12 protein-coding genes are annotated in these 12,448 nt (G+C 53.4%); 6 read left to right on the top strand and 6 right to left on the bottom strand.

Annotated features, from left to right (window positions below; all coding sequences use genetic code 11):
* Nucleotides 1-469: 469 nt before the first annotated feature.
* The 3 genes from AAGA79_RS09010 to pyrE all read right to left on the bottom strand — a co-directional run bounded on the left by AAGA79_RS09010 (nucleotide 470) and on the right by pyrE (nucleotide 2,111).
* The gene (locus AAGA79_RS09010) at nucleotides 470-982 is read right to left on the bottom strand and encodes a hypothetical protein (RefSeq protein WP_411825463.1); all 513 of its coding nucleotides are present in this window, start codon (nucleotides 980-982) and stop codon (nucleotides 470-472) included.
* A 59-nt stretch (nucleotides 983-1,041) separates the two neighbouring features.
* Nucleotides 1,042-1,470: a hypothetical protein gene (locus AAGA79_RS09005; protein WP_411825462.1), complete on the bottom strand. Its 429-nt coding sequence runs from the start codon at nucleotides 1,468-1,470 to the stop codon at nucleotides 1,042-1,044.
* A 110-nt stretch (nucleotides 1,471-1,580) separates the two neighbouring features.
* Nucleotides 1,581-2,111 carry an orotate phosphoribosyltransferase gene (gene pyrE / locus AAGA79_RS09000; RefSeq protein ID WP_411825461.1) on the bottom strand — a complete coding sequence of 177 codons (531 nt, stop codon included), beginning with the start codon at nucleotides 2,109-2,111 and terminating at the stop codon, nucleotides 1,581-1,583.
* A 460-nt stretch (nucleotides 2,112-2,571) separates the two neighbouring features.
* Between pyrE and AAGA79_RS08995 the strand changes: the two genes are divergently transcribed.
* A complete protein-coding gene (locus tag AAGA79_RS08995; protein ID WP_411825460.1) occupies nucleotides 2,572-3,504 on the top strand; it encodes an integron integrase in 933 nt (310 codons plus the stop codon).
* Between the two features lie 49 nt (nucleotides 3,505-3,553).
* Here AAGA79_RS08995 and AAGA79_RS08990 read toward each other — a convergent pair whose 3' ends face one another.
* Nucleotides 3,554-6,067 carry a DEAD/DEAH box helicase gene (locus tag AAGA79_RS08990; RefSeq protein ID WP_411825459.1) on the bottom strand — a complete coding sequence of 838 codons (2,514 nt, stop codon included), beginning with the start codon at nucleotides 6,065-6,067 and terminating at the stop codon, nucleotides 3,554-3,556.
* 295 nt (nucleotides 6,068-6,362) lie between these two features.
* On the opposite strand from AAGA79_RS08990, the gene AAGA79_RS08985 reads away from it, so the two are divergent.
* The 5 genes from AAGA79_RS08985 (at nucleotide 6,363) to AAGA79_RS08965 (ending at nucleotide 9,829) form a co-directional block, all read left to right on the top strand.
* Nucleotides 6,363-6,821, top strand: a complete 459-nt coding sequence (locus AAGA79_RS08985; RefSeq protein ID WP_411825458.1) for a ferritin-like domain-containing protein — start codon at nucleotides 6,363-6,365, stop codon at nucleotides 6,819-6,821.
* 141 nt (nucleotides 6,822-6,962) lie between these two features.
* A complete protein-coding gene (locus AAGA79_RS08980; protein ID WP_411825457.1) occupies nucleotides 6,963-7,421 on the top strand; it encodes a hypothetical protein in 459 nt (152 codons plus the stop codon).
* Between the two features lie 75 nt (nucleotides 7,422-7,496).
* Nucleotides 7,497-8,210: a CorA family divalent cation transporter gene (locus AAGA79_RS08975; protein ID WP_411825456.1), complete on the top strand. Its 714-nt coding sequence runs from the start codon at nucleotides 7,497-7,499 to the stop codon at nucleotides 8,208-8,210.
* A gap of 54 nt (nucleotides 8,211-8,264) precedes the next feature.
* Complete coding sequence (locus tag AAGA79_RS08970; RefSeq protein ID WP_411825455.1) at nucleotides 8,265-9,416, top strand: redoxin domain-containing protein; 1,152 nt, start codon at nucleotides 8,265-8,267, stop codon at nucleotides 9,414-9,416.
* A gap of 41 nt (nucleotides 9,417-9,457) precedes the next feature.
* Nucleotides 9,458-9,829: a glutaredoxin family protein gene (locus AAGA79_RS08965; RefSeq protein ID WP_411825454.1), complete on the top strand. Its 372-nt coding sequence runs from the start codon at nucleotides 9,458-9,460 to the stop codon at nucleotides 9,827-9,829.
* Between the two features lie 78 nt (nucleotides 9,830-9,907).
* On the opposite strand, the gene argB is transcribed toward AAGA79_RS08965, so the two are convergent.
* Together argB and AAGA79_RS08955 are read right to left on the bottom strand one after the other, a co-directional pair.
* On the bottom strand, nucleotides 9,908-10,777 hold the full coding sequence (argB, locus tag AAGA79_RS08960) for an acetylglutamate kinase (protein ID WP_411825453.1): 870 nt from the start codon (nucleotides 10,775-10,777) through the stop codon (nucleotides 9,908-9,910).
* A gap of 79 nt (nucleotides 10,778-10,856) precedes the next feature.
* Nucleotides 10,857-12,446, bottom strand: a complete 1,590-nt coding sequence (locus AAGA79_RS08955; RefSeq protein ID WP_411825452.1) for a hypothetical protein — start codon at nucleotides 12,444-12,446, stop codon at nucleotides 10,857-10,859.
* Nucleotides 12,447-12,448: the final 2 nt, after the last annotated feature.

Below are 12,448 nucleotides of genomic sequence, written 5' to 3'. Positions count from 1 at the left end.
GAGAATCCCGCCGAAGAATTCAGCCTATGGACTGCACACATACGATCATTCTAACGCTCTCTCTGAGCATATAGAACGTAATAGCAATGGTGCGCCGTGGCGAGATCCGAATTGATGATAGGGGTGAAACGGCGTCACCATCTGCGACTTGTTAGCGAAGCGACGACGTAAAGTATCCAAACTACGGAAACACATAAGCACAGAGCCGAAAGCTGACCACTGCAGACGAACGGAGACTCGGCAGAGCCCAGGCCAGTGGCAGAGAAGGGGAGAGCCAGATAAGCTCTCCGGATATAAGAATCAGCCACAACCATAGTTCACCTTAGAATAGGCAAAGACTCCAGCCATAACCCGCTAACGTCATAGGAATGGCGCGCCGGTGTAAAGCTCGGATTTAATCAGACGGCTTCCTCGGCGTCGCCATCTCCGACTTGTTCGCCATTGTTTTCTTATTCGGTTGCCTTGTTCTCTAAGCTAATCTCATCACATAGAAGTAGATAATGCTGCCTAGGCCAAAAACCAGCGGAAAGTAGAAATCTAATACGAGCTTGATGATACCAAGTGACTTTGTAGCACCATGGGAAACGCTCTTGTCTGTGTGTCCGCTCTCAAGCTCGAACTGCCTAGCATGAAAGCCTTCTTCGTCATCAGGTGGTGACATGGAATTCACCGCATCGATTCCTCTGGCGAGTGAATATCGATTGGAGACAATGCGACTTCGACACCAGTCACTCGCTAAATGAACTGCAAAACTAATAAAACTGTAGAAAAGCAGGACAAATAACGCCAGTTCTATCACGCTTGGCGTTAAACCAGGAAAGCGGAAACCGAAAACGCTTGCCTCTTCCGGGATGACGCCAGTGTAGCCAACAAGGCAGCATAAGGTAGCGAAAATAAAGAGGGTCTTCTTTGTTGCGCGGGTGACCGAACTTAGAGGATCGGACAAGAGATCATATGCGGCCTTCTGAGTATCGTTGCTCATGATCCTAAATTTCTTCGGCGAACGTCATAGGAGAGCCGCGCCGCGGTCAACTCCCGAATTTAATCAAACGGCGGGTTCGGCGTCGGCTCCTCCGACTTGTTAGGCTTTTTGGTTCTTAGATTATATGGACGCTTCGGATCGTGCCAGTCCATGTAGCAGTGCTGACATTGCTGAGCTTTGGCAGTGATTAGGTCACCACCACAGTATGGACAAGGTGCAGTATCCCCCACCAGATCTGGAATTCCTGAATGAATGACCCAGATCTTTGCAAATCTAGTTGAGCAACCAGTAGCAGACTCTAGCTCAGACATTGCAAAAGCCTTCTCATCCTCAGCAATCAATTCTCGAATTCTCGTCGCCTCGGATTCGGTGAGTTCTGCAAACTCAGGGATCCGCGTATTGCAACCCAAACAGAGTGGTCCTCTATCCGGAAATGTGTCCGGCCGACTCTCAAGCTCAGCGCGGGTATATGGCTTTTCGTGGCTCATGAGCGATTTCTTTGCCTAACGTCATAGGAATGGCGCGCCGGTGTAAAGCTCGAATTTAATCAGACGGCTTCCTCGGCGTCGCTATCTCCGCCTTGTTCGGCCGCATTTTTTCAAGCGTGTCTATCTATCTCACTCTGCTTGAATAGGCTTAAGAGTTCGACCCCATGAGCCTCCAAATTCTCGTAGCCTCCAGTCTCTCGGTCTATCACACAGAGAGCCTGTGATACCTCTATTCCATCAGACCTAAGCATGGACACAGCATCACTAATTGCACCGCCGCTGGACACTACATCTTCGATTAGAAGTATACGCTTGGAGGCCAAATTGGCTCCTTCTGAATATCGGCAAGTCCCGTACTCTTTCGGCGTCTTGCGGATAAATGCCGAATGGAGCCCACTTACCTGGCTAAGCATGGTGACGATAGGAATCCCACCCATTTCGAGTCCTGCAAGAACCTCTGTTCCATCAGGAATAAAGCGTCGCATCTCTTCTGCAATATCGGCCAAAAGCTCAGGAATAGCTTCAAACTGATACTTATCGAAGTAGGAATCACTGACCTTCCCGGATCGTAGTCTAAAAGAGCCGTGAAGCTTGGCAGCTTGTGTTATTCTGACTGCTAATGTTTTAGAGTGCATCTTCATTTCTTTGCCGAACGTAATAGCAATGGTGCGCCGTGGCGAGATCCGAATTGATGATAGGGGTGAAACGGCGTCACCATCTGCGACTTGTTAGCGAAGCGACGACGTAAAGTATTCAAACTACGGAAATACATAAGCAAATAGCCGGAACTAAAGCCACTGCCTACGAACGGAGACTCGGCAGAACCCAGGCCAGTGGCAGAGAAGGGGAGAGCCAGATTAAACTCTGCGGATATAAGAATCAGCCACAACCAAAGTTCCGTTTAGGATGGGCCAAGACTCCAGCCACAACCCGCTAACAGTGTGGATTATTCCACGGGCTTAAATTGACTAGCAGTGTTATGGCGGTCAATTGAGAAATTCCTCCTAGGAGGAATTTCTTTTGCTAAAATAGGGACATTTATTTAGGTTTTGAGGAATGGAAGCGGGAGATGAGAAAGGTTCACTGGAAAGAAGGCTGCGGATGGAAATCCGACGAAGGGGATTGGCGAAACGGACGGAAGATACCTATGTGGGCTGGTATAAGAGGTTCGTGAAGTTCCATGGGATGAGGCATCCGGATATGCTGGGTTCGCGCGATGTGGAGTATTTTCTTAGCTATCTTGCGATGGAGCGGGAGGTGGCGGCTTCCACCCAGGGACAGGCACTGAATGCGCTGGTTTTCTTGTTCGATAAGGTTTTGGGGAAGCCGTTGGAGGGGATCAATGCGGTGCGTGCGAAGAAGCCGCGGAAATTGCCGGTGGTGCTTTCGAAGGAGGAGGTGAAGGGGCTGTTGGGAGAGATTCCGGAGGGCGTGCCGAGGAGTTTGATCGGTTTACTCTACGGCTGTGGTTTGCGGGTGACCGAGGGGCTGCGGTTGAGGGTCAAGGATCTGGATTTCAGCAACGGAGTGGTATGGGTGAGGGATGGAAAGGGCGGAAAAGACCGTTGTGTGGCGCTGCCTGCCAGGCTCAGGGAGGCGCTGCAAAGGCAGGTGGCACGGGCAAGAATTTTCCACGAGGAAGATGAAGCGGAGGGCGGCTCCCGGGTATATGTGGAAAAGGCTCTGGATGTGAAGTATGGGGGAAAGCCTTCACGGAGCTGGGAATGGTATTGGGTTTTCCCCACGCTGAAGCGAGCATTGGATCCGAGAGATGGTGAGCTGAAACGGCATCATCTTCTGGAGGGTGCGGTGAGCCAGTGGCTTACGGCGGCAGTGAGGAGGGCGGGGATTGCGAAAAAGGTTTCCGCGCACACATTGAGACACAGTTATGCGACGCACTTGCTACAAAACGGAACGGATTTGCGTACGATCCAGGAGGCGCTGGGCCATTCAAGTGTAAAGACGACGGAGGTGTATACGCATGTGCTGCACGCGATGGCGGGGAAGGCGAAAAGCCCGCTGGATGAGCTTTGATTCGTTTTCGTATCGCGATGGAGGTGCGGATGGTGTTTTCCGCTTTTCCTTAGATTGGGGCGATTGAGTCCAGGTGGAGGGATGGTTGGGTGCTTTCCCCATCGGTTTTCAGGGTGAAGGAGGCTGTGTGGTCGTTCAGCTGTTCCTCGTCGATGAGTGTTTGATGGATTTTCCAGATATTCTGATCCGTGAGTTTCTCGATGTGTGTGTGCTTTTTGTTGCGGGCCTCTGGATCGAGGCGGAGGGTGCCGTTGGTCTCATGGAAGGTGTCCATTAGCTCGGCGAGCTGGGGCGGTGTGAGATCGCTTTCAACGAGGGCGAAGGCTTGCTCGTAGCGGTATTGGGAGAGGTGTTTGAGAAACTCGAAGATGAGAGTGCGGGTGGATTTCAGGCGCGTTGCCTGTATTTCACGCTGGGAGGGCTGGCGGGGTGGGGCGGGTTTCTTATCAGCCAGTTCTGCGTCCGGGTTGCGCATTTTTTCCCATTCATCGATGAGTGATGAGTCGGTGGCCTGAAGCATATCCTTGAAGAACATTTCGGCTTCCAGAAGCTCCTCGGTTTTGAGGTTTTCCGGGACTGTCTGGGCGAGGATTTTGTAGATCTCAGAGAGGTGGCGGAGGAGGATGGCTTCGGATTTCTCCAAGCCGTAGGTTTTGATATAATCCTCGAACGAGGTGTATTCCTCGAACATTTCCCGGGCGATGGATTTCGGCTTCACCCCGGCTTCCTTTGCCCAAGGGTGGGAGAGGACGAATTCGTTATAGGTGGTGTAGATGAATTCCTTGCCGGGTTTCGGGTGTTCGACCTGCTCTAGGGCTTCCATGCGGTCATCGTATTCGATGCCGTCGGCTTTCATTTGGGCGACGAGCTTGTCATTTAGTTTATCGACCTGTTTGCGGATGATTTGAGCAGGGTCTTCCGCGATGGCCTCGGCGAGGGAGATGACATTGAGCGGGTAGGCGGGGTCCTCGGGATCGAGCTGTGGAATCGTCTCCACGAGGTAGAGGCCGAGCGCCTGGTTCAGAGAGAAATCGTCCTGGAGATCGATGTTGAGAGCGATTTTCGCGGGGGTGGTGCGTTCGTTTACGGGGATGATTTTCAGGATGTTTCCTTCCACGAGGCCGCGGAACAGCTCGAAGGCGCGTTTGCGGAGGGCTGCTTTTTTGGCAGGGGTTTCGTGGGAATTCCGGATGATCTTGCGGAGTGCCTCGCAGCCGTCCTCGTCCTTGCGGGAGAGAACGTTGAGGAGCATGCCGTGGCGCATGACGAAGGAGGAGCTGAGTTTCTCCGAGGGGGAGTCGATGAGTTTGCGGAAGGTATTTTCATCCCACATGACGAAGCCTCTTTCGGGGGCTTTCTTCTTCATGGCTTTGGATTTTCCGCCTTTTGCGGCGGCTTTGGCCTCGGCCTTGATGTTATCGATGACGTGGGGTGGTGCCTGGGCGACGACGTAGCCGACGTTATCAAAACCACGGCGTCCGGCGCGTCCGGCGATCTGCTTGAAGTCACGGACCGCCAGTGTTTTGGTGGATTGGCCTCCGTATTTGAAGAGCTGGGTGAAGACGACCGTGCGGATGGGCACGTTGACGCCTACGCCGAGTGTATCGGTGCCGCAGATGACTTTGAGGAGGCCTTTCTGGGCGAGTTTTTCGACGAGGGTGCGGTATTTCGGAAGGAGTCCGGCGTGGTGGATACCGAGACCGTGGCGGAGGAGTTTTTTGATTTCCTTACCATACGGTGAGCGGAAGTCCGCATCGATGAGGAGATCGGCGATTTGTTGTTTCTCTTCCTTGGAGCAGAAGTTCCGCGACATGAGGTCCTGGGCGGTTTTCGCGCAGGCGAGCTGGGAGAAGTGGACAAGGTAGACGGGTGCGCGGTCCTGGGTGACAAGTTCCTCGATTTTCTCCTCGAGGGCGATGGTGGAGAAATCGAACTCAAGGGGGACCGGTCGGTTTTCGGATTTTACCAGCGTGGTGGGAACGCCTGTGAGCTCGGTGATGGTTTCACTGAAAAACCCGGTATCGCCGATGGTGGCGGACATGAGCAGAAATCTGGCCCGGGGGAGGGTGAGAAGCGGGATCTGCCAGGAGACGCCGCGCTCGTGATCCGAGTAGTAGTGGAACTCGTCCATAATGACATCGTCCACGGGGGCGGCCGCTCCGTCACGGAGCGCGAGGTTTGCGAGAATCTCCGCTGTGCAGCAGATGACCGGGGCGGTGGGGTTGACCGTGGCATCGCCGGTGATCATGCCGACGTTTTCCGGGCCGAAGGTGTTGCATAAGGAGAGGAATTTCTCGTTGGCGAGTGCCTTGATGGGGACGGTGTAGTAGGAGCGGCGGTTCTGGCAGATGGCGCGGAACTGGAGGGCGAGGGCAACGAGTGATTTCCCTGAGCCGGTGGGGGTGTTGAGGATCACATTGTGCCCGGCGAAGAGCTCTAGGATAGCCTCTTCCTGGTGATCGTAGGGGGTAGTGCCGGTTTCTTCGAGAAAGGTGAGAAAGGCATCGAGGATTTCGTCGGAAGATGTGCGGTCTTGGAGGCGCGAGGGATCGAGAATGGGCATCTGGGGGGAACTCTAGGGCCTAAATCCCAAACTCCAAGAAAGATGGGTGTCTGGTAGAGCGGGGGCGGTGAATCAGGCAGGGAGAGCCTGATGATGTCCGTGGGGGCGTTTCAACTTTAGAAGAGATGCCGGGCTGGTTATGGATTGCAAATGGACATCCGCGCCGTGCCGATTGCGGGATCATGCGGTGGGAATATTCGTTTCGAAAAACCGGGGGGATTGCCGGGATCCTTATGGAGCAAGGGTTAGCGGGTTCTTCAATTGATTTGGAATGGCGCCTGCAATTATTCCCGGTATGACAAATGAAAAAGTAACAGAATGTCTCAACGATCTACTCACCAAAGCATATGATGCCGAGGAGGGTTTCAAAAAAGCAGCCGAGCGTGCGGAAGAACATCCGGGTCTCGTGGGCTTTTTCCAAAAGCAGTCTGCCATGCGTCGCTCGTTCGGGCACGACCTGAAACAAGCGATTGTGAAGTACGGTGGTGAGCCGGACAAAGGCAGCAGCATCGCGGCAAAAGCGCACCAAGTGTGGATTTCAGTGAAGGATACACTCACTTCGGATCACGATGCGGAAGCAGTTCTGGAGGAATGTGTCCGTGGCGAGAAGGCGGCTTTGGAAGACTATGATGAGAAGATCAAGTGCGATGATCTTCCAGTGGATGTCCGCGCCCTGATCACCAGTCAGCGCAATTCGATTGCGGAATCGCTGGCCACGGCCAAGGTTCAAGAGCAGGTCGCTGATGCTAAATAGTTCGTTTTAGCGGAAACTATTTTCAAACCCCTCCGGTGTATTCCGGAGGGGTTTTTCTGTGGCTACCCGGGTCCCGGGAAATTGCGGGTCCGGGGGGCTTTCGGCTTTCTGGAAAAGCCTGGCTTTGGTAGCTATAGGTTCATGAAAATGATTTTTCTCATGCTCGTGGCTATGCTGGCGGTAGGTTATGCGGAGGAAGAGCGGCCAATGCTCTACCCTTTTGATATATCACTCGGGGAGAATACCGCGGTGATGGGTGAGTGGGGGGATTTATTTGCGGTGATCGAGGAACCTGTGAAGGCCGATGCGGTGCTAAAAATCGAGGAGGTGGCGCCGATGCTGATAGTGAATGCCTTTCCATGTAAGGATGATGGAACGATCCTGATGGATGGAGCACCGGCCGCGATCCTCTTCGTGAAGGATACGAACATGGTGAAGCTAGATGCGACGATGGACGGAAAGCCGCTGGCGCCGGGGACTTATCTGATGAATGTAGTGGCCCATAACAAAACCTCGCGGGTGGTGTTTACGGTGGGTGAGAAGGATAAGATCAAGCTGCCTGATTTCGGGAAGTTGATGAATTTCCTGAAAGGGAAGTAGTTTTCTCATCCATGGTAGTTGCCGGTTTCGAATTTATCCCATAATTATCCGGTGATGTTGGACGAGACGCTGAGATTGCCAGAGCATTTTGAGATTGAGCGGGAGCTACGGGAGCAGCTCAGCGGACGTGCGGGGCATCAGCGCTGCATTGTGGGTCACGATGAGTTGCTGTTGATTCTGCATGAGGTGCCGAAGGCGGGTATTCCCGAGCGGGATGCGCTGTTTTTCTGGAAGCGCATGGATGGCAGGTGGCTGCAGCCGGGCGGGCCTGGTATCGATGAGGTGGATGCTCTTTTCAACAGGTATGCGGAGGCGGTGGATGCGAATGAGCTGACACTGGAAACCACGGAATCCACCGAGCAGGTGTTTTCTGTTTTGCGTCACGCCGGGCCGCTTGCGAGGAGCTTGCGAAACATGGTGCTGGCACTGGAACAGGCGCTGGCGCAGGAGCCTGATGATCGCGATATCCGCGCACTGCGGGATAAATCAAAGGACCTGGAACGCGCGGCGGATCTCTTGCAGGTGGATGCCCGCGAGACTTTGATCTATTGGCAGGCCGAGGCCACCGAGGAACATACAAAGACTTCCGAGAAGCTGGGAAATATCCTGTTCCGGCTGAATCTGGTGACCGGGTTCTTCCTGCCGCTGGTGGCATTGGCCAGTTTGCTGGGGATGAATGTAAATTTACCCGATTTCCTTAAAGGCTCCTTCTGGGTGATCGTGATCGGTGCGCTGATGGTGGGCGGTGGTCTGCTGTGGTATGTGTTCAAGGACGAGATGAAAAAGTAGCGGGGAATTTTCTTATCGCTGATTGAGGGGTTTTTCCTTCAAATGGATAGAGATATGAAAAAACTCATTTGTATTTTATTGGGGATTTCCCTGGGAATAGCCGCGGCGGAAAAGGGGCCGAAGCCGCCGAAGGTGCTGCCGATTGGCTCGGATCTCCCGGCATTTTCCCAGAAGGGGATCGACGGCGAAATTCATTCTGTAGGAGATTTTAGCGAAGCTGAGGTTCTTTGTGTGATTTTCACCAGCAATCACTGCCCGGATGCGATCGCGGCAGCCAAGCGGATGGAGGAGATCCATCAGGATTACAAGGACAAGGGTGTGGCGTTCGTGGCGGTGAGCTCCAACCATCCGGATAGCCTGAGACCTGATGAGCTGAGCTATACTCTCTACGGCGATTCCTACGAGGAGATGACGCCGTTCGCGGAGAGTCATGGATGGACATTTCCCTACCTCTACGATGCGGAAGAGCAGGAAATGGCTACGGCATTTGGTGCGCAGGCGACCCCGCACGCGTTCGTTTTCGACAAGGAAAGGAAGCTTCGCTATTCCGGACGGCTGGATGACGGACGTAGAGATCCGGGACCGGTGAAGAAATCCTATCTGCGCGATGCGCTGGATGCTGTTCTGGCTGGCGGGGAGGTAGAGGAGCCTGTGACCAGGGCGTTCGGTTGCTCGACGAAATGGCTCTACAAAAAGGAGTCGGTCAGCAAGGCAGAGGAAGAGTGGAAGAAGGCACCGGTGATTGTGAAATCCATGGATCTGGACCTTGCTAAAAAGGTGCGAGCCAATAAATCGGGCAATATCCGGGTTATCAATTTCTGGGCGACGTATTGCGGGCCATGTGTTACGGAGTTTCCGGAATTGATCGCCACCTATCGCCGGTTTGAAAATAGGAATGTGGATTTTGTATCGATCTCCATGGACGCGATCGAGAACAAAGAAATCGTCCATAAATTCCTGGAATCACGCAATGCTGCCACACCGAAACGGATTCAGGTATCGCTGGAGAAGGAAGGACGTGAAGCGATGCACTATATCTGGGATGGGGGAAATCCTGATAAGCTGGCGGAGGCGATGTTTCCCGAGTGGACCGGTGCGCTTCCGCTGACGCTAATTCTATCCGCGGAGGGGAAAGTATTGTGGAGCAAGGAAGCCGAAGTGGAGAAGATGGAACTGCTTGGCGAGATTCTGAAAGCACTCGAATAGTCGGATTGCAAAATTTGGTTGGCCGTTCTACGTTTCATCACATGAGCAACGAGCAACCAAAGATTACCGCGTATTTGAAGACTTTCTGTGGATGGAGCGAAGGTGTCCGCGCGATCATGCGGAAGTATGACCTGCCATTCGAAGAGAAGGATATCATCAAGAATCCTGCATTCCGCTGGGAAATGGAGCAGCGCAGCGGTCAGCCGCTTTCACCTTGTGTGGAAATCAACGGCGAGATGATCGCTGATGTGAGCGGTGAGGAAGTGGAAGCCTGGATGCTGAAGAACGGTATAGTCGTAGACAACGATGTGCAGCCTGATGCGCCGATCGACGCTGCCTGCACCGACGAGCAGCACGAGGCGATGGCCGCCGGTAAACTTCCGGTTCCCGGCAAGATCAAATTCTTCGAGTGAGACTGAAGACGTTTCCAGGTTGATGCCTGGAAACGATTCAAGAAATTGTTGAGGGGCGAATTCACTTCGCCCCTTTTTTTATCGTGTCACTTCCGTGCCGATTCCTCCGTCTGTAAAGATCTCGAGGAGGAGGGCGTGGGGGAGCCGGCCATCCACGAAGTGGACTTTGCGGACTCCGGCATTCAGAGCATCTACCGCGGAGCGGACTTTAGGGATCATGCCGCCGGAGATGGTGCCGTCTTTCATGAGTTCATCAGCCTGCTGGCAGTTGATGGATTTAATCAGCGTGGAGGGATCCGATGGATCGCGCATGAGTCCCGGGACATCGGAAAGGTAAACGAGTTTTGAAACGCGGAGTTCTTTCGCGAGGGCTGCTGCAGCCAGGTCTGCGTTAATATTGAGCGGCCGGCCGGTAGCGAGCTCAGAAGCCAGGGGAGAGATGACAGGGACGATGCTGGCTTTGTGGGCGGTGTCCATGTTGTCGAGTTGGCAGCCTACTACTTCGCCGACACGGCCGAGATCGATGGGATTTCCATCCTTATCGAAGTTCTTGATTTTCTCTCCGAGGAAAATATCAGTGCCGGGGATTCCAGTGGCTTTGCCGCCGAATTCGCGGATCATTTTCACCAGCCCGGGGTTGATTTCGTTCGAGAGAACGCGTGAGACAATGTCGATGGCTTCATCCGAAGTGTAGCGGAAACCACCGATGAATTTCGCCTCAAGTCCTGCTTTTTCCATCGCGGATGAAATGGCTTTGCCGCCTCCGTGGACTACAACCGGATTGATACCTGCTACTTCCAGAAAAACGATATCGCGCATGACATTGGCGACAAGTTCCGGATCTTCCATGGCAGAGCCACCCATTTTGATGAGGATGGTCTTGGAGCGGAAGGCCTGGAGATAGGGAAGGGCTTCTATGAGTGCGTTTGCTTTTTCGGCTGGATTCATGGTGAAGTTTATTTGTTTAAGCTGCTGGATGGCTTAATCGCAAAGATTGTTTTTTGCGGTCCGGTTCTGTCTGCTCGGATCAGGATTTAGGTCCTTTTTTTGATTTCTTTTTGTAAGGATTATTCTTCGCTGCCTTTTGAGAAATTCGTGATTGGCGAGTCGCTGTCCGCGGAGCTTTTTTTGCGGAAGATTTTCGGGCGGTCTTTTTAGCAGCGGGTTTCGGCTGGGTGGATTTTGGCTGGACGGGCTCGATAACAATAGCTGTTTTGTTTTGTGTCAGCGGTTTCGAGGATGGTTCTGGTTCCATTATTTTTGTGGGTGATAGCTGGGTTTCCGATGGTCGGGCATTTCCAGGAGTAGCGTTTGCTACTGTGGAACTAGAATTTCCGACGATTTCAGAGGGGCTGCCAGATGTGCTCTTATTCCGCTGGATCAGCAATAGAATTGCGGCGGAACCGACGGTAATTAGTGCCGGGATTGTGGGTATCGTGATGTTCCCGATCAGGAAGAATAGCAAATGAAGCACAGTTATTAACCCAATAATGGCGGGTATGCGGAAGTCCTTTAGTTTCAAAATCCGAGGGAACACCGGAGGAAAAAGTAGAAAGAGTATCAGGGAAAGATACGCCAGTTCCAGCGGCCATGGGAGCGCTGGATAGCTGGTTGCTTTGCTGTCTTCCGATGTGTTGGTAAGGGTGGCGATCACCGGAACAAGCGATTCCGAAAAAATGCGGGTTCCGCGGTCTGCGACAGTAAGATCGTTTCTCAGAATTATCGGCTGTGTGTCCGTTTCAGGGAAGAAGTCATCGGGTGCATCGACGAGTTGGGATGCAGGGATAATCGTCTTCGATTCCAGTGGTTCTGGTGAGAATGAAAGTCTGCCAAACTCATCGATGGGGATGAACGGGCCGTTTCTGCCGAGTGAGAGGTATTCTCCAAGCCTGACCTCGATGCCCGAGGGAGGGACTTTGAAGTGCTCGAGGGTAGCGACCAGATGGAAGGATAGGATGAGTCGATCATCCCATTTACAAAGCAGCTGTGGAAGCCCGGTGGGCTTTTCGGACTCAATGATCGAAAAGCCGGCAAGTGATGTTTTGTTACCAAGGATGACATCGGGAATGGCGAGACGATTTACGGTGGGTAGAAGGGTGGTATCGCCGTGAACGTGCTCCAGTGGGATTGATGCACGGCGGAAGGCCGGTGGGATTATGGTGGGATCCGGTCCCCGGGAGAGGGGGGCGGCAGTGACAACCGATGGCAGTGAATCCAGCTGCTGATCCAGTGCCGTGAGAGAAATGGTATCGGGCGAGGGCCAGGCGAGAGGCGTTGCGATGGCTGGGCTGTTTTCACCGAGGCGTCGCAGGTTCCGAAGGATGATGGCCACGTCCACAGGGGAAGGTGGTGACGACTGGAATACGCGATCAGGATCGTCACCGATGGAGATGATCGTGGGCGCCCGGGAAGTGGAGGCTTCGGAAGAGCCCTGGAATTTCCTGACAGTATATGGGTTGGAAGCGACGCCTTTTCCGGTGATTAGAAAAGGGGATTTATGCGAGATGTGCGCGGTAGCTGTAAACAAGGCACGGTCGAGAAATGTGCCTGGTAGAAAATACCATGAAAGGAATGCGGTGACCGCGCAGAGCAGCGGAATGAGTTTGCGGCGGTTCATGG

The sequence above is a fragment of the Luteolibacter sp. AS25 genome (assembly GCF_046736275.1).
Taxonomy (GTDB): domain Bacteria; phylum Verrucomicrobiota; class Verrucomicrobiia; order Verrucomicrobiales; family Akkermansiaceae; genus Luteolibacter.
The sequence above is the reverse complement of the archived record's forward strand: the minus strand, read 5'-3'. Positions and strand labels throughout refer to the sequence as shown.